General features: G+C 72.6%; 26 protein-coding genes. 20 read left to right on the top strand and 6 right to left on the bottom strand.

Going from position 1 to position 25,859, the window contains the following annotated elements; genetic code table 11:
- Positions 1 to 3 precede the first annotated feature (3 nt).
- The 16 genes from OG500_RS29670 (at position 4) to hypE (ending at position 14,897) form a co-directional block, all read left to right on the top strand.
- A complete protein-coding gene (locus tag OG500_RS29670; protein ID WP_329584527.1) occupies positions 4 to 1,272 on the top strand; it encodes an MBL fold metallo-hydrolase in 1,269 nt (422 codons plus the stop codon).
- A 142-nt stretch (positions 1,273 to 1,414) separates the two neighbouring features.
- Complete coding sequence (locus OG500_RS29675) at positions 1,415 to 1,639, top strand: hypothetical protein (RefSeq protein WP_327069914.1); 225 nt, start codon at positions 1,415 to 1,417, stop codon at positions 1,637 to 1,639.
- Between the two features lie 254 nt (positions 1,640 to 1,893).
- On the top strand, positions 1,894 to 2,979 hold the full coding sequence (locus tag OG500_RS29680; RefSeq protein WP_327069915.1) for a hydrogenase expression protein HypE: 1,086 nt from the start codon (positions 1,894 to 1,896) through the stop codon (positions 2,977 to 2,979).
- 140 nt (positions 2,980 to 3,119) lie between these two features.
- On the top strand, positions 3,120 to 4,904 hold the full coding sequence (locus OG500_RS29685; protein WP_327069916.1) for a nickel-dependent hydrogenase large subunit: 1,785 nt from the start codon (positions 3,120 to 3,122) through the stop codon (positions 4,902 to 4,904).
- Positions 4,901 to 5,371, top strand: a complete 471-nt coding sequence (locus OG500_RS29690; protein ID WP_327069917.1) for a hypothetical protein — start codon at positions 4,901 to 4,903, stop codon at positions 5,369 to 5,371. Before OG500_RS29685 ends, OG500_RS29690 begins: the two co-directional genes overlap by 4 nt.
- Positions 5,372 to 5,373: 2 nt before the next feature.
- Positions 5,374 to 6,015, top strand: a complete 642-nt coding sequence (locus tag OG500_RS29695; RefSeq protein ID WP_327069918.1) for a DUF5947 family protein — start codon at positions 5,374 to 5,376, stop codon at positions 6,013 to 6,015.
- On the top strand, positions 6,012 to 6,674 hold the full coding sequence (locus tag OG500_RS29700; RefSeq protein WP_327069919.1) for a DUF6084 family protein: 663 nt from the start codon (positions 6,012 to 6,014) through the stop codon (positions 6,672 to 6,674). The genes OG500_RS29695 and OG500_RS29700 overlap by 4 nt, the downstream gene beginning before the upstream one ends.
- Positions 6,671 to 8,062: a hypothetical protein gene (locus OG500_RS29705; RefSeq protein WP_327069920.1), complete on the top strand. Its 1,392-nt coding sequence runs from the start codon at positions 6,671 to 6,673 to the stop codon at positions 8,060 to 8,062. The genes OG500_RS29700 and OG500_RS29705 overlap by 4 nt, the downstream gene beginning before the upstream one ends.
- Positions 8,059 to 8,589, top strand: a complete 531-nt coding sequence (locus tag OG500_RS29710) for a hydrogenase maturation protease (protein WP_327069921.1) — start codon at positions 8,059 to 8,061, stop codon at positions 8,587 to 8,589. The genes OG500_RS29705 and OG500_RS29710 overlap by 4 nt, the downstream gene beginning before the upstream one ends.
- A gap of 46 nt (positions 8,590 to 8,635) precedes the next feature.
- Positions 8,636 to 8,740 (top strand): DUF6893 family small protein, encoded by a 105-nt coding sequence (locus tag OG500_RS38265; RefSeq protein ID WP_442789252.1) that lies wholly within the window; start codon positions 8,636 to 8,638, stop codon positions 8,738 to 8,740.
- A gap of 184 nt (positions 8,741 to 8,924) precedes the next feature.
- The gene (hypA, locus tag OG500_RS29715) at positions 8,925 to 9,305 is read left to right on the top strand and encodes a hydrogenase maturation nickel metallochaperone HypA (protein WP_327069922.1); all 381 of its coding nucleotides are present in this window, start codon (positions 8,925 to 8,927) and stop codon (positions 9,303 to 9,305) included.
- Positions 9,306 to 9,310: 5 nt separating this feature from the next.
- Entirely contained in the window at positions 9,311 to 10,039 is a 729-nt protein-coding gene (gene hypB / locus OG500_RS29720) for a hydrogenase nickel incorporation protein HypB (RefSeq protein WP_327069923.1), read from the top strand.
- Positions 10,036 to 12,357 carry a carbamoyltransferase HypF gene (gene hypF / locus OG500_RS29725; protein ID WP_327069924.1) on the top strand — a complete coding sequence of 774 codons (2,322 nt, stop codon included), beginning with the start codon at positions 10,036 to 10,038 and terminating at the stop codon, positions 12,355 to 12,357. The genes hypB and hypF overlap by 4 nt, the downstream gene beginning before the upstream one ends.
- A 14-nt stretch (positions 12,358 to 12,371) precedes the next feature.
- A complete protein-coding gene (locus tag OG500_RS29730; RefSeq protein ID WP_327069925.1) occupies positions 12,372 to 12,665 on the top strand; it encodes a HypC/HybG/HupF family hydrogenase formation chaperone in 294 nt (97 codons plus the stop codon).
- Positions 12,662 to 13,834 carry a hydrogenase formation protein HypD gene (gene hypD / locus OG500_RS29735; protein ID WP_327069926.1) on the top strand — a complete coding sequence of 391 codons (1,173 nt, stop codon included), beginning with the start codon at positions 12,662 to 12,664 and terminating at the stop codon, positions 13,832 to 13,834. The genes OG500_RS29730 and hypD overlap by 4 nt, the downstream gene beginning before the upstream one ends.
- A 76-nt stretch (positions 13,835 to 13,910) precedes the next feature.
- Positions 13,911 to 14,897 carry a hydrogenase expression/formation protein HypE gene (gene hypE, locus OG500_RS29740; RefSeq protein ID WP_442907153.1) on the top strand — a complete coding sequence of 329 codons (987 nt, stop codon included), beginning with the start codon at positions 13,911 to 13,913 and terminating at the stop codon, positions 14,895 to 14,897.
- 139 nt (positions 14,898 to 15,036) lie between these two features.
- Here hypE and OG500_RS29745 read toward each other — a convergent pair whose 3' ends face one another.
- The 3 genes from OG500_RS29745 to OG500_RS29755 form a co-directional block, all read right to left on the bottom strand.
- Complete coding sequence (locus OG500_RS29745) at positions 15,037 to 15,843, bottom strand: alpha/beta fold hydrolase (protein WP_329584534.1); 807 nt, start codon at positions 15,841 to 15,843, stop codon at positions 15,037 to 15,039.
- A gap of 123 nt (positions 15,844 to 15,966) precedes the next feature.
- The gene (locus OG500_RS29750; protein ID WP_327069929.1) at positions 15,967 to 16,362 is read right to left on the bottom strand and encodes a nuclear transport factor 2 family protein; all 396 of its coding nucleotides are present in this window, start codon (positions 16,360 to 16,362) and stop codon (positions 15,967 to 15,969) included.
- 177 nt (positions 16,363 to 16,539) lie between these two features.
- On the bottom strand, positions 16,540 to 17,898 hold the full coding sequence (locus tag OG500_RS29755; RefSeq protein ID WP_329584537.1) for a glycoside hydrolase family 18 protein: 1,359 nt from the start codon (positions 17,896 to 17,898) through the stop codon (positions 16,540 to 16,542).
- A gap of 343 nt (positions 17,899 to 18,241) precedes the next feature.
- Between OG500_RS29755 and OG500_RS29760 the strand changes: the two genes are divergently transcribed.
- Positions 18,242 to 20,236 (top strand): translation factor GTPase family protein, encoded by a 1,995-nt coding sequence (locus OG500_RS29760; RefSeq protein ID WP_329584538.1) that lies wholly within the window; start codon positions 18,242 to 18,244, stop codon positions 20,234 to 20,236.
- A 205-nt stretch (positions 20,237 to 20,441) separates the two neighbouring features.
- Here OG500_RS29760 and melC2 read toward each other — a convergent pair whose 3' ends face one another.
- Together melC2 and melC1 are read right to left on the bottom strand one after the other, a co-directional pair.
- Positions 20,442 to 21,269 carry a tyrosinase MelC2 gene (melC2, locus tag OG500_RS29765; RefSeq protein WP_329584540.1) on the bottom strand — a complete coding sequence of 276 codons (828 nt, stop codon included), beginning with the start codon at positions 21,267 to 21,269 and terminating at the stop codon, positions 20,442 to 20,444.
- Between the two features lie 58 nt (positions 21,270 to 21,327).
- Positions 21,328 to 21,732: an apotyrosinase chaperone MelC1 gene (gene melC1, locus OG500_RS29770; RefSeq protein WP_327069933.1), complete on the bottom strand. Its 405-nt coding sequence runs from the start codon at positions 21,730 to 21,732 to the stop codon at positions 21,328 to 21,330.
- Positions 21,733 to 22,376: 644 nt separating this feature from the next.
- Between melC1 and OG500_RS29775 the strand changes: the two genes are divergently transcribed.
- Together OG500_RS29775 and OG500_RS29780 are read left to right on the top strand one after the other, a co-directional pair.
- On the top strand, positions 22,377 to 22,592 hold the full coding sequence (locus OG500_RS29775; RefSeq protein WP_327069934.1) for an MbtH family protein: 216 nt from the start codon (positions 22,377 to 22,379) through the stop codon (positions 22,590 to 22,592).
- 218 nt (positions 22,593 to 22,810) lie between these two features.
- On the top strand, positions 22,811 to 24,130 hold the full coding sequence (locus OG500_RS29780; RefSeq protein ID WP_329584542.1) for a cysteate synthase: 1,320 nt from the start codon (positions 22,811 to 22,813) through the stop codon (positions 24,128 to 24,130).
- Between the two features lie 46 nt (positions 24,131 to 24,176).
- Here the strand turns inward: OG500_RS29780 and OG500_RS29785 are convergent, their stop codons facing one another.
- Complete coding sequence (locus OG500_RS29785; RefSeq protein ID WP_329584544.1) at positions 24,177 to 24,953, bottom strand: DUF427 domain-containing protein; 777 nt, start codon at positions 24,951 to 24,953, stop codon at positions 24,177 to 24,179.
- A 168-nt stretch (positions 24,954 to 25,121) separates the two neighbouring features.
- On the opposite strand from OG500_RS29785, the gene OG500_RS29790 reads away from it, so the two are divergent.
- Complete coding sequence (locus OG500_RS29790) at positions 25,122 to 25,790, top strand: rhomboid-like protein (protein ID WP_329584546.1); 669 nt, start codon at positions 25,122 to 25,124, stop codon at positions 25,788 to 25,790.
- Positions 25,791 to 25,859 lie beyond the last annotated feature (69 nt).

Raw genomic sequence — 25,859 nt, forward strand, 5'->3', positions numbered from 1 at the left:
CGTATGGCCACCATCGAATTCTGGGGCGGCGTCGGCGTCATCGGCGGCAGCAAGGTCCTGGTCCAGCAGGACGGGCACCGGGTGCTGCTGGACATCGGCATGGACATCCCCTCCGGCGGCGACCTGTTCCGGCGGCCGGTGCGCGAGCGCCCGGGCCGGGAGCTGGCCGACCGGCTGCGGCTGGGCGCCGCGCCCGCGCTGCCCGGCCTGTTCGCGCCCGAGGCGCTGGGCCCGGGCTCCCCGCTGGCCGAACCGACCGGTGAGACCGCGGTCTTCGTCAGCCACCCGCACATCGACCACGTGGGCCTGGCCGGCTTCGTGCGCCCCGAGGTCCCGGTGTACGCGCACACCGAGGCGGTCGACGTGCTCACCGCGCTGGCCGCCACCGGGCAGGGCCTGACCCACGCCGAGCCCGACTGGCAGCGCCTGACGGGCAATCAGAAGGTCACCGTGGGCCCGCTGGAGGTGGAGTGCGTGCCGGTCGACCACGACGTCCCCGGCGCCAGCGGCTACCTGGTGCACACCCCGGACGGCACCCTGGCCTTCACCGGCGACTACCGCTTCCACGGCCACCACCCGCAGCGCTCCTGGGACTTCGTCGACCGGGCGGCCGACAGCGCCGTGCTGGTCACCGAGGGCACCACGCTCGGCTGGGACAGCCCCGAGCGCCCGCGTGACGAGCAGGACGTGGCCCGCGACTTCGCCGCCGCGCTGGAGCGCACCCCGGGCCTGGTGCTGCTCTCGCTCTACCCGCGCGACATCGACCGGGTGCGGGCCTTCCTGGAGATCGCCGAGGCGGCCGGGCGGCGGATCGTCTGGACCGAGCAGATCGCGGCCTTCCTGCGCCTGGTCGGCGTCCCGCAGGCGCTCTCGCCGGCCGAGGTGCCGCTGGCCGAGGTGCACGCCGAGCCGGGCCGCTACGTGCTGATGCCGGACCCGAACGACCTGCCCTCGCTGCTCGACCTGCCGGTCGGCGACGGCTACCCGCCGGCCTGCCTGGTGCACGCCAACGGCGAGCCGCTGGGCCCCTTCGAACCGCGCTGGGCGCCGTTCGCCGACTGGCTGACCGCACTGGGCATCCCGCTGCGCCAGATCGGCTGCTCGGGCCACGCGAGCCAGGACGACCTGCACCGGATGCTGGAGCGGCTGCGCCCCGGTACGGTCTTTCCGATCCACACCACCGCGCCCACCCGGCTGCACCCGCCGCGCGGGGTGCGCCGGGTGCTCGCGGCCTACGGGAGCTCCTACACCTTCGGTGGCGACAAGCTCTGACCTGCTCGTTCTCCGCTGCCCGGCGCTGTGACGGGATCAGGACGCGGGCGTGACGGAGCCGTACCGGGAACGCTCAGCCGGATGCGTTATCGTTCACGCCTGTCGGCACGTCAGCAACAAGAAACCGGGCAGGGGAGACACCGTGCGGGAGTACTACGAGCGCGAGGAAATCATCGAGCGCGACGGGTTCTTCGGGGGCGAGGAGATCATCGAGCGCGAGGAGATCGTGCGTCGGGGCGCCTTCGGCCGAGAGGAGATCATCGAGCGCGAGACCATCGTCGAGCGCCCCGGTTTCCTGGGCGGCTTCTTCGGCGGCGAGGAGATCGTCGAGCGCGAGGAGATCATCGAGCGGGACTCCTTCTTCTAGGACTCCGGGCTTCTGGGACTCCGGGGCCGTGGGCCCCGTTGACCGGCTGACGGGCCGGTGGCGACCGAACGGGTCGCCACCGGCCCGTCGTGCGTCCGGCGACGCGCGGGTGCCCACCCGGTCGGCCCAGTGCGGCTGCCGCTGTTCGGGGTACCGCCGCGGCCGTTCACCCGTACGAAGAGCTCCGGGGGCTGCTAAGAAGGGGAGCGAGACCGTTTTGTCGGCCTCGTCCCGTTTCTTGAGGAGGCATCCTCATGGGTGCGACAGCAACCACCGCGGCTGAGGCAGGCCGCGGCGACCCCCAGGGCGCCGAGCAGCCGCCGGTGCACATTCTCTGGATCAACGCCGGCCTGAGCTGCGACGGCGACTCCGTGGCGCTGACCGCCGCGATGCAGCCGAGCATCGAGGAGATCGTCACCGGCGCGCTGCCCGGACTGCCGAAGATCGCCGTCCACTGGCCGCTGATCGACTTCGAGTGCGGTCCGGTGCAGGGCGCGGACAACTTCGTCGAGTGGTTCTTCAAGGCCGACCGCGGCGAACTCGACCCCTTCGTGCTGGTCGTCGAGGGCTCGATCCCCAACGAGGCGATCAAGCCGGAGGGCTACTGGTGCGGCTTCGGCGACGATCCCGCCACCGGCCAGCCGATCACCACCAGTGAGTGGCTCGACCGGCTGGCCCCCAAGGCCACCGCCGTGGTCGCCATCGGCACCTGTGCCACGTACGGCGGTATCCACGCGATGGCGGGCAACCCGACCGGCGCGATGGGCGTGCCGGACTACCTCGGCTGGGACTGGAAGTCCAAGGCCGGCCTGCCGATCGTCTGCGTGCCCGGCTGCCCGATCCAGCCGGACAACTTCGCCGAGACGCTGACCTACCTGCTCTACCAGTTGGCCGGCTCCGCGCCGATGATCCCGCTGGACGACAAGCTCCGCCCCACCTGGCTCTTCGGTGCCACGGTGCACGAGGGCTGTGACCGCGGCGGCTACTACGAGCAGGGCCAGTTCGCCACCGAGTACGGCCGCCCCGAGTGCCTGGTGCGGCTGGGCTGCTGGGGGCCGGTGGTCAAGTGCAACGTCCCCAAGCGCGGCTGGATCAACGGCGTCGGCGGCTGCCCCAACGTCGGCGGCATCTGCATCGCCTGCACGATGCCGGGCTTCCCGGACAAGTTCATGCCGTTCATGGACCCGCCGCCCGGCTCGCACGTCTCCAGCAACGCCAGCTCGGCGTACGGCCAGGTGATCCGCCGCCTGCGCTCGATCACCACGAAGACGGTGGACAAGGAGCCCAAGTGGCGCCAGACCGGTCGCAAGCTGACGACCGGCTACCGCCCGCCCTGGTGACGCGGGGATCCAGGTAGGCCGCACGCCGTGCGCGTGCGGCCTACCTGCGCACCCGCCCGCTTCGACCCGACACCCCGCTTTTCCGCTTTTCCGATGAACCGCTCGACCCCCCCAGTGCGCAGAAGGGCAGCGACAAGACGATGACAGCGACGACGAAGCCGGCCGGCGACGGCAGCGGCCTGGTGGAGATGTCCTGGGATCCGATCACCCGGATCGTGGGCAGTCTCGGCATCCACACGAAGATCGACTTCAAGCAGAAGCGGGTCGCGGAGTGCTACAGCACCTCCTCGGTCTTCCGCGGCTACAGCGTCTTCATGCGCGGCAAGGACCCGCGTGACGCGCACTTCATCACCAGCCGGATCTGCGGCATCTGCGGCGACAACCACGCCACCTGTTCGGTCTACGCCCAGAACATGGCCTACGGGGTGAAGCCGCCGCACCTGGGCGAGTGGATCATCAACCTCGGCGAGGCGGCCGAGTACATGTTCGACCACAACATCTTCCAGGAGAACCTGGTCGGGGTCGACTACTGCGAGAAGATGGTCCGCGAGACCAACCCCGGCGTGCTGGAGCTGGCCGAGCGCACCGAGGCGCCGCACGCCGGCGACCACGGGTACAAGACGATCGCCGACATCATGCGCTCGCTCAACCCCATCGAGGGCGAGTTCTACCGCGAGGCGCTGCAGGTCAGCCGCTACACCCGGGAGATGTTCTGCCTGATGGAGGGCCGCCATGTGCACCCCTCCACGCTCTACCCGGGCGGCGTCGGCACGGTGGCCACCGTCCAGCTCTTCACCGACTACCTGACCCGGCTGATGCGCTACGTGGAGTTCATGAAGAAGGTCGTGCCGCTGCACGACGACCTCTTCGACTTCTTCTACCAGGCGCTGCCCGGCTACGAGGAGGTCGGCCGCCGCCGGGTGCTGCTCGGCTGCTGGGGCAGCCTCAACGACCCCGACCACTGCGACTTCACCTACCGGAACATGACCGACTGGGGCCGGCGGATGTTCGTCACCCCGGGCGTGGTGGTGGACGGCAAGCTGGTCACCAACGACCTGACCGAGATCAACCTCGGCATCCGGATCCTGCTCGGCAGCTCGTACTACGAGGACTGGCAGGGCCAGGAGCTGTTCGTCACCCACGACCCGCTCGGCAACCCGGTCGACCCGCGCCATCCGTGGAACCAGCACACCATCCCGCAGCCGCAGAAGCGCAACTTCGACGACAAGTACAGCTGGGTCATGTCGCCGCGCTGGTTCGACGGCAAGGAGCACCTGGCGCTGGACACCGGCGGCGGCCCGCTCGCCCGGCTCTGGTCCACCGCGCTCTCCGGACTGGTCGATATCGGCTACGTCAAGGCCACCGGGCACAGCGTGGTGATCAACCTGCCGAAGTCGATGACCAAGCCGGAGACCACCTTCGAGTGGAAGATCCCGCAGTGGAGCAACGCGATCGAGCGCAACCGCGCCCGCACCTACTTCCAGGCCTACGCGGCGGCTGCCGCCCTGCACTTCACCGAGAAGGCACTCGCCGAGGTGCGCGCGGGCAAGACCCAGACCTGGGAGAAGTTCGAGGTGCCCGACGAGGGCCTCGGCTGCGGCTTCACCGAGGCGGTGCGCGGGGTGCTCTCGCACCACATGGTGATCCGGGACGGCAAGATCGCCAACTACCACCCGTACCCGCCCACCCCGTGGAACGCCAGCGTCCGGGACAGCTACGGCACCCCCGGGCCGTACGAGGACGCGGTGCAGAACACGCCGATCTTCGAGGAGAACTCCCCGGAGAACTTCAAGGGCATCGACATCATGCGGGCGGTGCGCAGCTTCGACCCCTGTCTGCCCTGCGGGGTGCACATGTACGTCGGCGGCGGGAAGACCGTGCAGACCATGCACGTGCCCACCGGGTTGAGCGGGCTGGGCGGATGACCGCCGAGCAGGTGGGCCTGCGGGTCCAGCAGGTGCTCGACCAGCTGGCCGAGGCCGGACAGGGCGAGGCGGCCGAGGAACTGGTGCGCACCCTGATGGAGTTCTACGGCGCGGGGCTGGCCCGGATGGCGGCCCTGCTGCCCGCCGAGGCGCTCGGCGACGAGCTGGCGGCCGGGCTGCTGGTGCTGCACGACCTGCACCCGGAGGACGTGCCCACCCGGATCGGGCGGGCGCTGGCGGCGGCGCCCGGCTGGGTGGTGCGCGACTTCGACGCCGCCACCGGCGTGCTGACGCTGCGTCAGGACGAGGGCGAGGGCGGCGGCGGATGCGGCTGCGGTGCCGCCCAGGGCGAGGAGCGGGTCGAGCAGGCGCTGGCCTGCTTCGCGCCCGAGGTCAGCGCGGTCGAACTGGCCAAGCAGCCGGTGCTGTTGCAGATCGGCCCGCGTCCCACGGTGGAGGCCAGGTGAGCATGCGTCAGCTCGTGGGCCCCGGCACCGCGCTGCTGCGCCGGCTGCGTGAACCGGCGCCCCCGCAGCCCGAGCGGTGCGAGTTCTGCGACGTGCGGCTGCCCGGCGAGCACCGGCACCTGGCCGACCGCGACGAGCGCTCGCTGGTCTGCGTCTGCACGGCCTGCGCGCTGCTGCTGCGCCAGCCGGGCGCCGCCGAGGGTCGCTACCGGGGCCTGTCGGAGCGCTACCTCGCCGACTCGGAGCACCGGTTGACCGAGCAGGACTGGCAGGCGCTGCGGATCCCGGTCAGCTGCGCCTTCCTGTTCAAGGACACCGCGCTGGACCGGCTGGTCACCCTCTATCCGAGCCCGGCCGGCGCCGCCGAGAGCGAACTCGACGAGGCCGCCTCGCAGGCGCTGCTCGACGGCAGCCGGCTGGCCGCCGAGCTGGTCCCGGACACCGAGGCGCTGCTGCTGCGCCGCACGGCGGAGGGGATCCACTGCTACCTGGTCCCGATCGACGTCTGCTACGAGCTGGTGGGGCGGCTGCGGCTGTGCTGGCACGGCTTCGACGGCGGCTCGCAGGCCCGGGCCGAGCTGGACGGCTTCTTCGCCCGGCTGGCCGAACGCACGGCGACGGCACCGGCGGAGGTCCTGTCATGACCGAACTCGCCTTCTCGTGCGCCGGGGTTCGCGCCGATGCGTATGCGGCCGTGCCGACGCTGGTGTTCCGCCTGCGGATCACCGCGGCCCCGGGCGTGCGGGTGCACGCGCTCGCGCTGCGCTGCCAGTTGCGCATCGAACCGGCCCGCCGCCCCTACGGCGAGGCCGAGGGCGAGAAGCTCGCCGACCTGTTCGGCGAGCGCTCGCGCTGGGGCGAGACGCTCAATCCGATCCAGTTCGCCCAGGTCTCGCTGATGGTCCCCGGCTTCGAGGGCGAGACCGAGACGGACCTGGTGGTGCCGTGCAGCTACGACCTGGAGGTGGCCGCCGGCCGCTACCTGCGGGCCCTTGCGAGCGGCGAGGTGCCGCTGCTGCTGCTCTTCTCCGGCACCGCCTTCGCCGGACCCGGCGGGTTCCAGGTCTCTCCGGTGCCCTGGGACAAGGAGGCGGTGGTGCGGATGCCGGTGCGGGTCTGGCAGGAGGCGATCGAGCAGCACTTCCCGGGGTGCGGCTGGCTGCGGCTGCCCGGCGACCTGATCGACGAGCTGCTCGCCTACCGCTCCCGGCGGGCGTTGCCGTCCTGGGAGGCCACCGTGCGCGAACTGCTGAGCCTGGCACCGGCGGTGGCACCGGACCTGATCGAGGAGGTGGCGCTGTGACCACGCTGCCGGCGGAGGTCGACGCACGGTTCGCGGTGGCCCGGCAGATCGCCGACGCGGTTCTCTTCGAGGGCTACGTGCTCTACCCCTACCGGGCCTCGGCGGCCAAGAACCGGCTGCGCTGGCAGTTCGGCGTCCTGGTGCCGCCCGGCTACGGGCAGGACAGTGCCGAGCACAGCGGCCAGCGCACCGAGTGCGTGATGGAGCCCAAGCGCGGGGCGCAGCTCGCGGTCCAGCTGCGGTTCCTGCGGGCCCAGCAGCGCACCGTGCAACGCGCCCTGCCCGACGGCCGGTTCGAGACCGTCCAGGAGCTGGAGCTGGCCGACCGGGTGCTCCAGCCCTGGCACGAGGGGGTCGAAGAGCGGATCGAACTGCTGGTGCCGGTCGAGCAGTTGGCCGGGGAGGGCGTGCTGCACCCGTTCCGGCTGGCGGCCGGGGAGGAGCAGGAGCTGCTGCACGACGGAGGCGCGCCGGACTCGGCCCCCGTCGGGCGGCTGCTGCGCCGGCGCGAACAACTCGACGGCGTCCTGCGGTTGCGCACCCAGGAGATCCCGGGGCCCTACCGGGCGCTGCGGCTGACCGCGGAGGTGGCGAACACCTGCGAGTGGCTGCCGCCGGCGGGCGGGCGGCGCGAGGAGGCGCTGCCGTACTCGCTGGTCTCCGCGCACCTGCTGCTCGGCCTGGACCACGGCGCCTTCCTGTCCGCCACCGATCCGCCGCAGTGGGCCCGGGCGGCGGTGGCCGAGTGCCGCAACGAGCACACCTGGCCGGTGCTGGTCGGCGGCGCGGGGCGCGAGGACGTGGTGCTCTCCTCGCCGATCATCCTGGAGGACCATCCGCAGGTGGCCCCCGAGAGCCCGGGCGTGCTCTACGACGCCACCGAGATCGACGAGATCCTCGCGCTGCGCACGGCCGCGCTCACCGACCGGGAGAAGCGCGAGGCGCGCGGCACCGACGAGCGGGCCGGCGCGGTGATCGACCTGGCCGACTCGATGCCCGCCGAGGTGCTGGAGCGGCTGCACGGCGCGGTGCGCGCGCTGCGCGAGGTCACCGGGCCCACCGCTGCCGCGGCCGACCAGGACCAGCCGTGGTGGGACCCGGGCAACGACCGGGAGGTCGATCCGGACCGGGACCGGGTGGTGGTGGACGGCCGCTCGGTGGGTGCGGGCAGCCGGGTGCTGCTCAAGCCGGGGCGGCGGCGCACCGATGCGCAGGACCTGTTCCTGCACGGGCGCACCGCGCTGGTGGAGGCGGTGCTGCACGACGTGGACGGCTCGGTGCACCTCGCGGTGACCGTCGACGGTGACCCGGGGGCCGACCTGTGGCGGGCCCAGGGGCGGTTCCGGTACTTCCAGCCGGACGAGGTCGCCCCGCTGGAGGAGAAATGACGGAGCATCAGTCAGGATCTGCGGACCGGGTGCTGGTCGCGGGGGTGGGCAACATCTTCCTCGGTGACGACGGCTTCGGTGTCGAGGCCGTGCGCCGGCTGGGGGAGCACCCGCTGCCCGCCGGGGTCGAGCTGGTCGACTTCGGGGTGCGCGGGGTCCACCTCGCCTACCAACTCCTGGACGGCTACCGGATGCTGGTGCTGCTGGACGCCACCTCACGGGGCGGGGCGCCGGGCACGGTCTACCTGATCGAGGCCGGCGAGCAGCCGGTGGAGCAGGCCGGGCCCGCGCTGCTGGACGGCCACCGGATGGGGCCGGACGCGGTGCTCGCCCTGCTGGCCACCCTCAGCGCCGGCACCGGCGGCACACCGCCCGCGCGGGTGCTGGTGGTCGGCTGCGAGCCCGCCTCGCTGGCGGAGGGCATCGGGCTGAGCGCGCCGGTGGCGGCCGCGGTGGACGAGGCGGTGACGGTGGTCCGGGACCTGCTGGCACCGGCCGCGGCCGACCGGGCACCGGCCGGCCGGTGAAGAGTTGAGAAGAGCGAAGAGAGAAGCGAAGAGAGAGGCGTCATCCATGCTGAAAGTCCTGCTCCGCGGTGCCCTGCTGGCCGCGCTCGGCACGCTGGTCTGGCAGAACCTGCCCGACCTCAAGCGCTATCTGCGGATGCTGCGCATGTGAGACACCCTCTCGCCTGCCGGTACTGCTGCGAATGGCGTACCTCCCGGGCGCGGTGGCGGCGCGGCTTCGAGCCGCTGCCGCCACCGCGCTCTGTAATGGAGCCGCCCGCCGTCCGGCCACCGCGCCGGTCCGTTTCCCGGGCCATCAAGCCAACCGCCTTGCCGGACAACGGGGGAGAGGGTCGATGCACGAGATGTCCATCGCGCTGGCCGTCATCGAGCAGGTGGAGCAGGCGGCCGCCGAGCACGGTGCGCAGGCCGTCGAGGAGGTCCTGCTCCAGGTCGGCGAACTGGCCGGCGTGGTGCCGCAGGCGCTCGACTTCTGCTACGAACTCGCCTGCGCCGACACCGTGCTGGCGGGTTCGACGCTGACCGTCGAGCCGGTCGCGGCCCGGGCCCGCTGCGTCGACTGCGGGCGTGAATGGGCGGTGGGCATGCCGCCCGACCTGGCTTGTCCGGGGTGCGGGGGCGCCCGCACCGAGCTGCTGGCCGGGCGGGAGTTGCAGATCCTTCAGGTGCGCTGGGCCGCGGACCCGGTGCTCGCCCGAGCCGACCAGGAAGGCTGAACCCGATGTGCCGTACGGTTGACCTGCAGCAGGCGGTCCTCGCCCGGAACGACGACAGCGCCCAGGAGTTGCGCACCGCACTGGCCGCCCGCGGCACGATCGCGGTCAATCTGCTCTCCAGTCCCGGCAGCGGCAAGACCGAGCTGCTGGAGCGCGAACTGGGGCTGGCCCGGGAGCGGGGCGTGCCGGTCGCGGCGCTCACCGCGGACCTCGCCACCGAGAACGACGCGCTGCGGCTGGGCCGTTCGGGCGTGCCGGTCAAGCAGGTGCTGACCGACGGGCTCTGCCACCTGGAGGCGGTGATGCTCCGCGGCCACCTGGACGGCTGGTTGCCGCAGGCCACCCGGCTGCTCTTCGTGGAGAACGTCGGCAACCTGGTCTGCCCGGCCTCCTACGACCTCGGCGAGTCGCTGCGGGTGGCACTCGCCTCGGTCACCGAGGGCGAGGACAAGCCGCTCAAGTACCCGACGGCCTTCGGGCTCGCCCACCTGGTGCTGGTCACCAAGACCGACCTGGCGGCGGCCGTCGGCTTCGACGAGGCTGCTTTCCTGGCCAACGTCCGGCGGGTCAACCCCGGGGTCGAGGTGGTGCTCACCTCCGCACGGACCGGGCAGGGAGTGGGCACGCTGCTGGACCGGGCGCTGGCGGTGCTGGCGGGTGAGCCGGTGCACCGCCCGGTGATGGGCCGCCCGGCCGGACACGCGCACGGCGCGCCCTTGGCGGACCACTCTTGACGGACACGAGGCAGGCCGAGCGGCGGCGGGTCCTGGTGCGGGGGATCGTGCAGGGGGTGGGGTTCCGGCCGTTCGTCTACGGGCTGGCCACCGAGTTGGGCCTCAGCGGACAGGTGACCAACACCGGCGAGGGCGTGCTCGCCGAGGTGGAGGGGCTGCCGGCGGCGCTGGAGGCGTTCTGCCACCGGATCGGGGCGGATGCCCCGCCGCTGGCCGAGGTGGCCGCGGTGGCGCAGGAGAGCATCGCGGTCACCGGTGGCACCGGCTTCGCCATCGTGCCCTCCCAGGCCACCGGCGGGGTCCGCACGCTGATCCCGCCGGACACCGCGACCTGCGCGGACTGCCTGGCCGAACTCGCCGACCCGGCCGACCGCCGCCACCGCCACCCGTTCATCACCTGCACCAACTGCGGCCCGCGCTTCACCATCATCACCGGGCTGCCCTACGACCGGGCCGCCACCACGATGGCCGGCTTCCCGATGTGCCCGCGCTGCGCCGCCGAGTACACCGACCCCGGGAACCGGCGCTTCCACGCCCAGCCGATCTCCTGCCACGACTGCGGGCCGCAGCTGGCCCTGGTCCGGCCGGGGCGGGCGCTGCACCGCGGGCCCGGCGTGGTGCAGCGGGCCCGCGACCTGCTGGCCGCCGGGGCGATCCTGGCGGTCAAGGGCATCGGCGGCTACCACCTGGCCTGCGACGCGGCCGACGCCGAGGCCGTGGCCCGGTTGCGGCGGCGCAAGAACCGCGGCGACAAGCCGTTCGCGGTGCTGGCCCGCTCCCTGGCCGAGCTCGACCCCCTGGTCGGACTCGACGCGGCGGAGCGGGAGTTGCTCACCGGGCCGCAGCGCCCGATCGTGCTGCTGCGCCGCCGGCCCGGGGCGGGCGCGCTCGCCGAGGCCGTCGCACCGCGCTCGGCCGACCTGGGCGTGATGCTGCCCTACGCCCCGCTGCACCACCTGCTGCTCGGGCTGCCCGGCGACCCGCCGGGCCCCGCACTGCTCGTGCTGACCAGCGCCAACCTGGCCGGGGAGCCGATCGTCACCGACGACGCGGAGGCCCGCGCCAAGCTGGCCCCGCTGGTGGACGGCTGGGTGATGCACGACCGGCCGATCCAGGTGCCCTGCGACGACTCGGTGCTGCGGGTGGTGGACGGCGAGGTGCTGCCGCTGCGCCGCTCGCGCGGCTGGGCCCCGCTGCCGGTGCAACTGCCGGTGCCGGTGCGGCCGGTGCTCGCGGTCGGCGGCGATCTGAAGAACACCTTCGCGCTGGCCCGGGGCGAGTCGGCCTGGCTCTCCGCCCACATCGGCGACATGGACGACCTGGCCACCCTGCGGGCCTTCGACCGCGCCGTCGCCCACCTGACGGCCGTCACCGGGGTCGTGCCCGAGCTGCTGGCCGCCGACCGGCATCCGGGCTACCGCTCGGTCCGGCAGGCCGGGCGCGCCGCGCGCGGGCGGCCGTTGGTGCGGGTGCAGCACCACCACGCCCATGTCGCGGCGGTGATGGCCGAGCACGGGCTCACCGGCAACGAGCCGGTGATCGGCGTCGCCTTCGACGGGACCGGCTACGGCGAGGACGGCGCGATCTGGGGCGGCGAGGTGCTGCTGGCCGACTACGACGGATTCCGGCGGCTGGCGCACCTGGGGTACGTGCCGCTGCCGGGCGGCGATGCGGCGGTGGCCCGTCCGTACCGGTCGGCGCTGGCCCAGCTGCACGCCGCGGGACTGCCGTGGGAGGCGGACCTGCCCTGTGTGCGGGCCTGTTCCGAGGAGGAACGCCGCGTGCTGGAACAGCAGTTGGCGCGCTCACTGAACTGCCTGCCGACCTCCAGTATGGGGCGGCTCTTCGATGCGGTGGCCGCGCTGGCGGGCGTCTGCCAGCGGGCCGGCTACGAGGCGCAGGCGGCGCTGGAGCTGGAGGCGGCGGCGGTAGCGCACGGCCCGGCGCAGCCGTACGCCTTCGGTCTGCGCGCGGGCGACGACGCCTCGGACCTGCTGCTGGTGGCCGAGCCGGCTCCGGTGCTGGCCGCCGTGCTGGCCGACCTGCGGGCCGGCGCGTCGGCCGGGCTGATCGCCGCGCGCTTCCACGCCGGCGTGGCCGCGCTGGTCCGTGCGCTCTGCGCGGCGGCCCGTGAGCGGCACGGAGCGGACCAGGTGGCGCTGAGCGGCGGGGTGTTCGCCAACGCCGTGCTCTCCTCGGCCTGCGCGCGCGGCCTGCGCGAGGACGGTTTCACGGTGCTGCGGCACCACCGGGTGCCGCCGAACGACGGCGGGTTGGCGCTCGGCCAGCTGATCATTGCGGCGCGAGCCGCCGGTTGAGAGGAGATGGTCCCATGTGTCTTGCGGTGCCCGGCAGAGTGCTGGAGATCGAGGAACGCGACGGCGCGAGGATGGCCGTGGTGGACTTCGGCGGTGTGGTGAAGGACGTCTGCCTGGAGTACCTGCCCGACCTGCAGGTCGGCGAGTACGCCATCGTGCACGTCGGGTTCGCGTTGCAGCGCCTGGACGAGGAGTCGGCCTGCCGCACGCTGGAGCTCTTCGCCGAAATCGGCCTGCTGCAGGAGGAGTTCGGTGATCCCTGGGAGGCAGCGGCGGCTGCCGGGGCGAGTGCGGAGGTGCAGCGGTGAAGTATCTGGAGGAGTTCCAGGACCCTGAGCTGGCCCGCGTCCTGCTGGAGGACATCAGGGCGACGGTGACCAGGCCCTGGGCGGTGATGGAGGTCTGCGGCGGCCAGACGCACAGCATCATCCGCCACGGCATCGACCAGCTGCTGCCGGACGAGGTGGAGCTGATCCACGGACCGGGCTGCCCGGTCTGCGTCACCCCGCTGGAGGTGATCGACAAGGCGCTGGAGATCGCCGGCCGGCCGGAGGTGATCTTCTGCTCCTTCGGCGACATGCTGCGGGTGCCGGGCACCGACCGCGACCTGTTCCGGGTCCGCGGCGAGGGCGGCGACGTGCGGGTGGTGTACTCGCCGCTGGACGCGCTGCGGATCGCCCGGGAGAACCCGCACCGCGAGGTGGTCTTCTTCGGCATCGGCTTCGAGACCACCGCGCCGCCCAACGCGATGACGGTGCACCAGGCCCGCAAGCAGGGCATCACCAACTTCAGCATGCTGGTCTCGCACGTGCTGGTGCCACCCGCCATCGAGGCGATCATGACCTCGCCGGACTGCCGGGTGCAGGGCTTCCTGGCCGCGGGCCACGTGTGCAGCGTGATGGGCACCGAGGAGTACCCGCAGCTGGCCGAGCGGCACAAGGTGCCGATCGTGGTGACCGGTTTCGAACCGCTCGACATCCTGGAGGGGATCCGGCGCACGGTACGGCAGTTGGAGCGCGGCGAGCACACCGTGGAGAACGCCTACCAGCGCGCGGTGCGGCCCGAGGGCAACCCGGCGGCCCGCGCGATGCTCCAGGACGTCTTCGAGGTCGCCGACCGCGCCTGGCGCGGCATCGGGGTGATCCCGGGCAGCGGCTGGCGGCTGAGCGAGCGCTACCGCGAGTTCGACGCCGAGCACCGGTTCGACGTCACCGGGATCACCACCCGCGAGTCCGAACTCTGCCGCAGCGGCGAGGTGTTGCAGGGTCTGATCAAGCCGCACCAGTGCGAGGCGTTCGGCACCGTCTGCACGCCGCGCAATCCGCTGGGCGCCACCATGGTCTCCACCGAGGGCGCCTGCGCCGCGTACTACCTCTACCGGCGGCTGGGCGCGCCGGCCGCTGCGACTGCGACCGCCGCTGCGACCGCGGCTGGGGCTGTGCCTCCGACCGCGCTGGAGGCGAGCCCCGTTGGCTGAGACCCGGACCCTGGCCGCGCCCGACTTCGCCGGCTGGACCTGCCCGCTGCCGCTGCGCGACCACCCGAGGGTGGTGATGGGGCACGGCGGCGGTGGGGCGATGTCGGCCGAACTGGTGGAGAACATCTTCGCCCCGGCCTTCGGCGGTGCCCAGGCCGCACTGCGCGACTCGGCCGAGCTCACCCTGGGCGGGGCCCGACTCGCGTTCTCCACCGACTCGTTCGTGGTGCGACCGCTCTTCTTCCCCGGCGGCAGCATCGGCGACCTGGCGGTCAACGGGACCGTCAACGACCTGGCCATGAGCGGGGCGAGCGCGGCCTACCTCTCCTGCGGGGTGATCCTGGAGGAGGGCGTCGAGATGGCCCTGGTGGGCCGGGTGGCGCAGGCGATGGGGGCGGCCGCCCGGGCGGCCGGGGTCGCGGTGGTCACCGGCGACACCAAGGTGGTGGAGGCCGGGCACGGCGACGGCATCTACCTCAACACCGCCGGCATCGGCCTGATCCCACCGGGCGTCGACCTGCACCCGCAGCGCGCGGTGCCGGGTGACGTGGTGATCGTCAGCGGCGAGATCGGGCTGCACGGCGTGGCGATCATGAGCGTCCGGGAGGGGCTGGAGTTCGGCGTCGGGATCAGCAGCGACTGTGCCGCGCTGGGCGGCCTGGTGACCGCGATGCTCGCCGTCACCCCGGACCTGCACGTGCTGCGCGACCCCACCCGGGGCGGGGTGGCCGCCGCGCTGAACGAGATCGCGGCGGCGGCGGGAGTCGGCGTGGTGCTGACCGAGCGCTCGATCCCGGTGCCGCCCGAGGTCGCCAACGCCTGCGCGATCCTCGGGCTGGACCCGATGTACGTGGCCAACGAGGGCAAGCTGGTGGCCTTCGTGCCGCGCGAGCACGCCGAGGCCGTGCTGGCCGCGATGCGGGCCCACCCGCTGGGCGCGCGGGCGGCGGTGATCGGTGAGTGCGTGGCCGAGCACCCGGGCATGGTGGTGGCCCGCACCGCACTCGGCGGCACCCGGGTGGTCGACCTGCCGCTCGGTGAGCAACTGCCGCGGATCTGTTAGGGATCCAGGCTGTGGTCCGGGCCGGCGGGGCGGGCGACCGTCCCGCCGGCCGTTCTCGATCCGGACGTCCCCGAGGACGAACCCGCTTGCGAGGGCGATCGGTCGCGTGCTCGGGGAGACCCGGCTCGGTCCGGCACGGTCAGCCGGTGAGCAGGGGCGAGCTGCTGCCCTCCAGGATCACCCGGGCCACCAGGGCGGGGTTGTCGCCCATCGGCACGTGGCCGCAGCCGGGCAGCGGGATGAACCGTGCGGCGGGCAGGAGTTGGCGGGCCCGGCGGCCCTGGCCGTTCAGCAGCAGCCGGTCCTCGGTGCCCCAGGCGATGGTGAGCGGGATGTCGGCGGGGATGCCCACGGGGAAGCGCGCGACGTGCTCGCCGAGCCCGGCGCGCAGGGTCTGGTGGAAGCCGCGGGCCTCCAGCATCGCCCGGGTGTCCAGCATCAGTTCGTCGGGGTCGAGCCGTTCGGGGCGGCCGTAGATCACGCCGAACATCAGCTTGCGGGCCTGGGGGCGCTGGGCCAGCGAGGCGCGGACCGACTCGGGGGTGCGGGCGGCGAAGCGGTGCAGGCTGAGCATGCCGGCCGCGTAGAGGAAGCCGGGCCTTCGGTAGAAGCCGGCGGGGGAGAGCGCGGTGACCGAGGAGGCCAGCGAGTGCCGGGCGGCGTGCAGGGCGAACAGGCCGCCCAGCGAGTTCCCGGCCACGTGCGGGCGTTCGACACCGATCGAGTTCAGGAAGTCGCCCAGTACCGTGATGGCGCTGTCGATGGAGTAGGGCATCCCGGCGGGCAGGGTGGGCGAGGCGCCGAAGCCGGGCAGGTCGACGGCGATCACCTCGCGTTCGGCGGCGAGCAGGTCGAGCACGGGCTTCCAGCCCTGCCAGCGGTGTCCGATGCCGTGCAGCAGAAGCAGGGGCGGGCCGTCGCCCCGGCGCTCGTGTACGAGGTCCATGGCCGTGAGGATAGGCCCAAGTTACCGGCTAGTCACTGACTTGTGAGAATCCGTGTCAATAGTCTGAAAATCAACGCCCGGCCGGGGTGGCCGGCCTCCGCCGGCCGGGCGCTGCGCGGGACCTCAGGCCCGGGCGCTGCCGAGGTTCCGGTCGGCCTCGCCGCCGGACAGCAGCAGCGTGGTCTCCTCGATCCGGACGAACCGGCCGTCGGGCGCGAACTCGCCGAAGAGGTAGACCTCCATGCGGACCGTGGAGCCGTCCTTCTTGGTGACGGTGACGGCGTGCCGGTCGGCGTAGAGATGGCCGTTGGCCAGCTCCTCGTACACGTCGACCGAGCCGGAGGCGACCACGGCGCGCAGGTGGGCGATGTGCTCCAGGAACTCGGTGCGGTCGGCCCAGCTGCCGTCGGTGCGCTGGCGGTACTCGGGGGCGAAGTGGCGGTCGGCGGCCTCGTCCAGGGGCAGCTCCGGGTTGAAGAGCAGGTCGGTCAGGGCGCTGGTGATGTCGGTGCGGGTCATGGCGAGCTCCGGGGAGTCAGGGGTTTTGCGTGCGCTGCGCACGCTTCTCCTGAACTGTAGCGCATCTGCGTGCGGCGCGCACGCTTCTTCTGTGAGGGGTGAAACGGCGAGCGCGGACCACGATGATGCCGTGGTCCGCGCTCGCCGCTCGGGGGCGCCCCCGAACGGCCCCGGGGGTCAGTGGCCGTTGAGGCTCTCGCCGAGGGCGGCGGTCAGGCTGCCGTCCGCGGTGTCGCCGTCCAGCGACCAGACGAAGGTGCCGCGCAGCCCCTGCTGGCGGATGTACTGGCCCTTGATCCGGACCGAGGCCGGGTCGTCGTAGCTGGCGAAGGTGCCGGTGGCCGGGTCGTACTTGTAGGGCTCGTCCGCCGCCGGGTCCCAGTAGGTCTGCCCCGGGGCGGTGAGCACCTGGTTGTAGTCCGGCGTCGTGGCCACCCCCGCCGTGGCGGGCTGGAACAGGCCGTCGCCGTTGGGGCCCGGGGCGACGCCGGTCCACTCGTGGGCGTAGTAGGGGATCGCCAGGCCGATCTGGCCCGCTCGCACGCCCTGGCTCTCGTAGTACTTCACCGCCTGGTCCACGGTGAACCGGTTGTTCGCCGGGTTCGGGTCCGCCGGGTCCTGGTGGAGGGCGGAGGAGAAGTCGGTCGGGCCGGTGTTCTCCCAGCTGCCGTGGTAGTCGAAGGTCATCACGTTGAACCAGTCGACCACCTTGGCCACCTTGCGCAGCTCCAGCTTGGCGGCGAAGGCGGGGTTGGCGGAGGTGTTCGCGGTGAGCAGGTAGTGCCCGGCGCCGGCCTGCCGGCTCAGCCCGGACAGCTGGTGGCGGAACTCCGTCATCAGCGCGGTGTAGTCGGGGGTGTCCTGCGGGCCGTACGGGTTGCCGTTGCCGGGCTCGCCCGGGTACTCCCAGTCGACCGCGAAGCCGTCGAAGATGCCGGCCGCGGCGCCCGCCGGCAGGCCCGGGATGTCGCCCTTGAGGTACTGGTCGACGCAGGAGGAGACGAACTTCTGCCGGCCGGCCGCGGTGGCGGCCAGCTGGGAGAACTGGCCCGACCAGGACCAGCCGCCGATCGACATCACGATCTTCAGCTTCGGGTAGGCGGCCTTGAGTTCGCGCAGCTGGTTGAGGTTGCCCTTCAGCGCCTGGTCGGGCTGGTCGGCCTGGCCGTTCACCGACTCGTCGGCGGTGAAGGGGCGCTGGTAGTCGGCCCAGGTGTCGGCGCTGGCGCACTGGCCGTCCGGCGAGACGGTGCTGAACGCGTAGTCCAGCTCGGTGAGGTGCTTGATGTCGCCGCTGGTGATCAGGTTCTTCTCGAAGAAGCCGGAGTAGATGCCCCACTGGGTGAAGTAGCCGGTCAGTGCCTTCTGGTCGCCGCCGCGGTGGTGGTCGCCTGCCTGGCTGCCCGTCCGGGCGAATGCCGTGGCACCGGCGGGGGCGGCGCCCAGCAGGGCGACGGCGCAGGCCGCGGCCGCGGCGCTGACGGCGGCTCTGCGGATCGCGGAAGGGCGGGTGGCAAAACGGCGGAGCGCTGGCATGGACTCTCCTCGGCGGGATGCCTCAAGCAGGAGCAACGGTGGGGGAATTGGCGATGCCAAGGGCGCGCGCCGGCGGTGCTGGGTGCGGGCAGCGGGAAGCGGCATTGGCATAGACCAATGAGAGGGAAGGTATAGTCCGCCGCCCGCCGGGTCAATGGCCCTCCCACGCCGAACCGCACGCCGAACGGCGCGGGAAAACCAGGTGCTTGGCACGGTGCGCCCCGATAAGGTCCGGTCTGTTCGGCCCCCGTCGTCGCCACCGCTGAGGAGAGCGTCATGTCCCGAAAGATCCGTGTTGCTCCGGTGATGGAACTGACGACCGAACAGCGTGGAGAAGCACGTCATGACAAGCGTGAACATCGGGATCCTGGCCCATGTCGATGCCGGTAAGACCAGCCTGACCGAACGGCTGCTGCACACCGCCGGGGTGATCGACCGGATCGGCAGCGTCGACCGCGGGGACACCCAGACCGACTCGCACGAGCTCGAACGCCGGCGCGGCATCACGATCCGGTCGGCGGTGGTCTCCTTCACCGTCGGCGAGGTGAAGGTCAACCTCATCGACACCCCCGGTCACCCGGACTTCATCGCGGAGGTCGAGCGGGCCCTTGGCGTGCTCGACGGCGTGGTCCTGGTCGTCTCGGCGGTCGAGGGCGTGCAGGCGCAGACCCGCCTGCTGATGCGCACGCTGGCCAGGCTGCGGATGCCCGTGCTCGTCTTCGTGAACAAGATCGACCGCCGGGGTGCCCGGGAGTCGGAGCTGCTGGCCGAGATCCGCGCCGAACTCACGCCCGCCACCGTCCTGATGAGCCGGGTGACGGGGCTCGGCACGCCGCTGGCGCGGGCGAGCGCCCGGCAGCTCGCGCAGCAGGACTTCGCCGGGGAGCTGGCGGAGCTGCTCGGTGACCACGACGACGCCTTCCTCGCGCGTTACCTCGGCGAGGGGCCGGAGCCGACCGCCGCCGACTACGAGGACGCTCTCGCCCGGTGCGTCCGGGCCGGCGAGGTCCACCCGGTCTTCTTCGGCTCGGCGCTGGCCGGGACCGGGGTCGCCGAACTGGCCGACGCGATCGCGCGGTTGCTGCCGCAGTGCTCGGGGAGCGGGGACGGTGCGCTGCGCGGGACGGTGTTCAAGATCGAACGCGGCTGGGCCGGCGAGCGGACCGCCTATGTCCGGCTGCACTCGGGAACCCTGGCCGCGCGCGCCGACGTCGCCTTCCACCGGCCCGAGCGCCAGGGCGCGGTCACCGGACTGACCGGCCGCTGCACGGCGGTGGAGGTCTTCGAGCGGGGTGCCGCGCTGGTCGAGCGGACGGCGGTGGCGGGTGACATCGCCAAGCTGCGCGGGCTCAAGGGGATCCGGATCGGCGACCGGATCGGCGACCGGCCGGGCGAGGGGGCGGGGCCGGGCGGACCCCAGCTGTTCGCGCCGCCCACGCTGGAGACCGTCATCCGGCCGACCAGGCCCGGGGATGCTCCCCAACTCTACGAGGCCCTGCAGCAGTTGGCCGACCAGGATCCGCTCATCGATGTGCGGGTCGACCGGACGCAGGCGGAGCCCCGGGTGTCGGTCTCGCTCTACGGCGAGGTGCAGAAGGAGGTCATCAAGGCCACGCTCGCCGAGGAGCACCAACTGGACGTGGTCTTCGAGGACACCCGGATCATCTGCGTGGAGCGGCCGATCGGGATCGGCGCGGCGGTGGAGGAGATCGGCTCGCAGAGCCGGACGCTCTTCTGGGCCACCGTGGGTCTGCGGGTGGAGCCCGGCGAGCCGGGCTCGGGGACGGTCTTCCGGCGCGCGGTCGAACCGGGCTCACTGCCGGCCGCCTTCCACAAGGGGATCGAGGAGGCGGTGCGGGCCACCCTCCAGCAGGGTCTGCACGGTTGGGAGGTGCTCGACGTCATGGTGACGCTGACCCGCACCGGCTTCGCCAGCCCGATCAGCACCGCCGGAGACTTCCGCAGGCTGACCCCGCTGGTGCTGATGAACGCGCTGCGGCAGGCCGGCACCCAGGTGCTGGAGCCGGTGAACGGCTTCGAGCTGGAGGTGCCGGCCGAGCACGTCAGCACCGTGCTGCTCACCCTGGCCGAGTGCGGGGCCACGGTGGCCACGACCGTGCTCCGGGGTGGCAGCTACCTGGTCGAGGGGCACCTGCCGGCCCGTACGGCGCGGGAGTTCGAGCAGCAGCTGCCGGGGCTGAGCGCGGGGGAGGGCGTGCTGCTCACGCGCTTCCACGGCTTCACCCCGGTGGTGGGGGCGGTACCGACCCGGCAGCGGACGGACAGCAACCCGCTGGACCGCAAGGAGTACCTGCTGAGGACCTTCGGGCGGCTGTGAAGGGGAGTTGGAGCCGGCGCTCCGCCCGCGGGCGGAGCGCCACGGCTGCCGTGCCGGCCAGCGCGGAGAATGCCCGACGAAGCCGTAGGGTGACGTCCTCTCGGAGATGATTCGTCTCCGTACCGCTGAATCCGGTGGGCTGTTGGCGATCGCTCCATCGAGTGACGCCAACTCCGGTCTCCGGCCCCCGTGGTGCGCCCCGGGATCAGTACGCGCTGTCGTAGGTGTAGAAGACGGTGTGGTCGAGCAGGGCCGCCGGGGCGGTGTCGTTCCACGGCTTCATCGGGTCGCCCAGGGCGACCACGTCCTGGGTCGTGGCGGTGGGCAGGTAGCCCTGGTCGGGGTGGCGGCTCTGCCAGGCCGACCAGAGCCGGTCGATCATGCAGTGGTGCAGCCAGAAGACCGGGTCGTTGGGCGACATGCCGGTGCTCATCGCGCCGCCCACCCAGACGTGCACCCGGTTGTGCAGATTGACGCCCCGCCAGCCCTCCAGGTTGTTGCGGAAGCCGTCGGAGTCGCTGTTCCACGGTGCGGCGTCGTACGGGGTGATGGCCAGCACGCTGTCCACGTCGGCCCGGGTGGGCAGGTTCGGGGTGTCGCCGCCGAGCCTGCGGACCAGGTAGGGGCGGCTGTCCGGGCGTACGGTCAGCGGCCAGTTCCCGGCGGCGTAGGCGAAGGGGCCGGTGGTCACCCGGCCGCCGGAGCCCGTGCCGTCGCCGCCCAGCAGGTCCGGGCCCCAGAGCGAGGCGTTCGGGGTGCGGTCCGTGGTCCAGTCCCAATAGGGCAGCGAGACAGCCGGGTTGACGGCCTGCAGGGCCTTCTCGAACTCCAGCAGGAACTTGCGGTGCCAGGGCAGGAAGGACGGCGAGCGGTGACCCGTGCGCTCGGTGTCGTCCTGGTCGCTCATGATGAACTGGTTGTGCGTGGTGACGAAGGCGTCGTAACGGCCCTGCTTCTTGAGCGCCAGGACGGCGTTGACGAAGTCGCGCTTCTCCTGGGCCGTCAGGGTCGCCTGGTTCTTGCGGACTGCCATGGGTGCTCCTTGTGACGTGTTCGGGGTGCGGAGTCGGACGTGCGGTGGCAGGCCGGGCTCAGAGGTCGATCGGGGTGAGGGTGGCGCCCTGCAGCTCGTTCACGGCGGCGCGGGCGAGGGCGCGCGGCGTGCTGAAGGTCTGGTAGTGGTTGATGACGCTGATCCAGGTGCCGTCGGCGTTGCGCATCACGTGCAGTTCCTGACCGTCGATCAGCACCATGTAGCCGGAGCCGTGGTGCATGCCGGCCATGCCGGCCATGCCGCCGCTCATCGGCATGCCCTGGATGTGGCGGCCCTGGAAGACCTCGTCGAAGGTGGCACTGCCGCCGTCGGCCGCAGCGGCCTTCGCGGCGGGCTTGGACAGGCCCAGCAGGGCCGTGCCGGCGGTGGCGGTCAGGGCGACGGCGGCGCCCTGGAGCATGCGGCGGCGGGTGAGTTCGGTCGTACTCGTCTTGTCGGACATGGCTGTGTCCCCCCATTGCTGAGTGCGCATGACTGGAATGGCTGAATCGGCCCCCCGATTTGATGACGGACCGTCAAGAAAGGGCGTCGGCGCCACCGTTGTGCTGCCTCGCGATGACGCATGGGTCGCGATCGGTCCGTCCGGCTCATTCCTATCAGGGCGTGGAGGGGGCTTGGCGAGTGAGGTCGTCCGGAGTTGGCAGGGTGACCGTTTCTGGACATCGTGTGGAGAAAGTTGCATCTTTTACCAAAGTGAGAACTTCCTTTTACTGGGTGGTTCCACGCGGGAGCGTGGAAGATCTTGCGTCGAAGATGCTCTGTGGCAGGAAGGTCTGCGGTCTTGACGGATCCTTTGTGACCGTCCTTACGTCGCCAGGATGGCGTGATGGCAGGGGTGTTGCTGCCCGACCGCGCTTCCCGATGGGGCACCGGGGGCAGCTGGGGCGCAGCCGCGGACCGGCGGCCGGGGTCCCGTCGGCGTCGAGCGGGCACGTCGGCGGGTGATCAACAAGACTTGATCGGTCACGACCCCTGGGCCATAGTGGAGCCGCGGTGGAACGGGGGTTCCCCAGAGCGGATGTGGCTGCCACCGACCGCGATCCACACTGTGCTTCCGAACAATGTGCTTCCGAGAAGGGCGACGCGGTGACGAATCCGTTTGAAGATCCCGATGCCGACTACCTGGTGCTCGTCAACGGCGAGGGACAGCACTCGCTGTGGCCGGCCTTCGCCGAGGTGCCCGACGGCTGGAACCAGGTCTTCGGGGCGGCCAAGCGCCAGGAGTGCCTGGACTACGTCGAGAAGAACTGGACCGACATGCGGCCCGCGAGCCTGATCGAGGCCATGGAGGCCGCCGAGTAGTGCGCGCCGGCCGGCCTGCCGGGCCGGCCGCGGGTGCCGGGCGGCGCGTCCCACCGACGCGCCGCCCGGCACCGCGAGCGCTGACCGACACCGCAGCCCCGCTGCCATGCCTCGGCCGGGCCGGTTCGTGCTGCCCCGGGTCGGGGCACTGCCCCCGCGCCGGCCGCGCGCGGGGGCAAAGGCTGCTGGGCAGCCAAGAACAAGCAGGGGGACGGGCGTTGAACGGGGAACACTATGCCGTCGTCTGCGTCGAGTGCGGGACGCGCTCCGCGGACGACGGACTGATCACGAGCTGCCGCGGCTGCGCGGATGCCTCGCTGCTGCGCACCGACTACCGGGCCGCCGCGCTGCCGGTCTCGGCCGGGGCGTCGGGCATCTTCCGGTACCGGGAGTGGCTGCCGGTCGCCCGGGAGATCCCGGGTTCGAGCCTGCCGTCCGTGCACCGATGTCAGAACCTGGGAGCGGCACTGGGTCTGACCGATCTCTGGGTGGCGTTCAACGGCTACTGGCCGGAACGGGGCAGCCACCTGGTGTCCGGGACGTTCAAGGAGCTGGAAGCCTTCACCGTCCTGGCCCGCACCCCCGAGGACGCCGGGGTCATGGTGGTCGCGTCCGCCGGCAACACCGCGGCCTCCTTCGCGCTGGCCGCCGACCAGGTCGACCTCCCCTGTGTGCTCGTGGTGCCCGACCGGGCGCTGCCCGACCTGGGCGTGATCGACGCCCTGCACGGCATCGGCAGGCGGGTTCGGATCGTCGCCGTCAAGGGCGGCACCTACAACGACGCGATCGCCTACAGCCAGGGCCTGCTGGCCGCCGATCCGGTGTTCTTCCCCGAGGGCGGGGTGCGCAACGTCGCCAGGCGCGACGGACTCGCCGTCGTCATGCTCGCCGGGTACGAGGCGATGGGCCGGCTGCCCGACTACTACGTCCAGGCGGTGGGCAGCGGCACCGGGGCGGTGGCCGCCCACGAGGCCTCGCGCCGGATCGCCGCGCAGCCCGGCGGCGGGAGCGTGCCGCGCATGCTGCTCTGCCAGAACAGCGAGTTCGCGCCGCTGCACCGGCTCTGGCGCCACTGGGAGGCCACCGGCGGTGCGGTCGCGGCGGGTCCGGGCGACGGCGGGGCCGCCGGGCAGCGCGGGACGGCGGGGCAGGAAGACGTCCACGCGCCCGAACTCGTCAACGCCGCACCGCCGTTCGCGGTCCGTGGCGGCGTGCGCGACATCCTCGCCGACAGTGCGGGCGACGTGCTGGTCGCCGACGGCGCCGCGGCCCGGGCGGCCGGCGCGCTCTTCGAGGAGACCGAGGGCATCGACATCGAGCCGGCCGCGGCGGTGGCGGTGGCCTGCCTGCGCGAGGCCGTCGCGGCCGGCCGGGTGCCCCGCGACGCGCGGGTGCTGCTGAACATCACCGGCGGAGGCCGGCGCCGGACCCGGGAACTCGCCGGCCGGCACGGCCCGGAACCGGACGCGTGGCTGGTCGGAACCGCCGGCGAACCGGCGGCCACGGCCGCCATGGTGCTGGACTCACTGGCCCTGTGACGCTCCGTCGCGCGCCCGGCAAGATCCGCCGGACGGGCTCTGGCCGCTACGGGCGTGCCTGCTTGCGGCCGTCGACCCAGAGGTCGACCCGCTCGTTGTAGAACGCGACCAGGCCGGCGATCGGCGCGAGCTGATGGGTGGGGAAGTCGTAGCACCAGGCGAGGTCCGGGTGCAGCCGCCCGCCGATCCGGGCCGACCAGTACCCGGTGGTGGTGCCCTTGTAGGGGCACGCGGTGACGGTGTCGCTGGGGACCAGGGAGCGGAAGTCCACGTCGGTGCGGTCGAGGTAGTACCGGGTCGGCAGACCGGTCTCGAAGACCAGCACCGGCGAGGACGACTCGGCGAGCACCGTGCCGTTGCGCTCGACCCGCACCGTGCGGGTCGAGCGCAGCGCGTCCACCCGGACGTACGGGCTGCGCGGGTGCACGAAGACCTGCTCGTCCTCCTCGAACCACGCGTCCAGTGCGCCCCACTCGAAGCGCGCGGTGCCGCCGAGCCCGGGGACCGGCGACTGCGGCAGCACCTTGGCCGCGCCGGGCCGCCACTCGTCGCCGAGGCACAGCCCGTGCCGCTGGGCGGTGCCGCGCGAGCTCTCTTCGAAGGCCGCGTCCCCCTCCTCCGGCACCAGCAGCCCGGCGCGGACGTCGGCCAGCGGGATGTAGTACTGCGGGTAGTACGGCACCTCCCAGACGTAGTGGGCCCGGGTGGTGTCGAGAACGGTCTCGCCGGCCAGCACCGCGCGGATCCGCCGGGGCACCGGTTCGACCTGGTCGACCTGGACGTTGACCTGCGGATAGGCCGCAGGCTCGGGTTGGTCGTTCACCGCGGGCTCCCTTGCTTCGGGCGGGGCGTGGTCCGTCTCCCAGCCTAGGTGGTGGGGTCGCGGGTGGCCGTCATCCGGGGGCGGCAAGCGGACGGCAAGTTTTTGTCGATCCGGGTCGGCGATCATGCGGCTCGTCGCCTCCGCACCGATCCTCTGGAGCCAGCACCGATGTCCCTGCTCAGGGCCGCCCCCGCCGCGCCCGCCCGGCGCACCCTGCTGCGAAACCCGGCGTCCTGGTACGTGGCGGCGCTGGCCCTCGGGTGGCCGGTCGAGGCGCTGCTGTCGCCCGGCCGGCTGAACCACCTGCAGGAGTGGTCGTCGGCCAACCTGGCGAACCTGCACCCGTGGCCCGCGGGCCATCCGGTCGGGGCGCTGGTGGTCTCGGCCTTCGTCCCGCCGGACTCCGCCTGGGTGTGGCCGCTCTTCGCGCTCGCCACCTTCACGGTGGTGGAGCTGCTGGGCCCGGCCCGAGCCGTGGTGTCGCTGGTGCTCGTGCACGTGGGTGTCACGGCGCTGACCGAGGCGCTGGTGTGGTGGCGGATCCACCACGACGCGCTGCCGGCCGTGGCGGCGCACGAGCTCGACACCGGCCCCTCCTACCTGGTGGTCACGGCGATGACGGTGGCGCTCTGCCGCGCCCGGCCGGTGTGGCTGCGGGCCGGCTGGCTGGTGCTGCTGGCCCTGGCCTGGCCGGACCTGCTGGACGGGATCGGGGACGGCGACTGCGCCGCCGTCGGCCGTCTGCTCGCGCTCGCCGCGGGCCTGGCCCTCTCCGGCGCGCTCGCGTGCGCCGAGCGGCGCCGCCGGGGCCCGGCGGGCCGGGAGGGCGACCCCTGAAGCCGGCCGACCCCGACCCGGCACCCGCCGGCCCGACCACCAGCCCGACCATCAGCCCACCCGATCACG

It is taken from the genome of Kitasatospora sp. NBC_01250 (assembly GCF_036226465.1).
Classification (GTDB): Bacteria; Actinomycetota; Actinomycetes; order Streptomycetales; family Streptomycetaceae; genus Kitasatospora.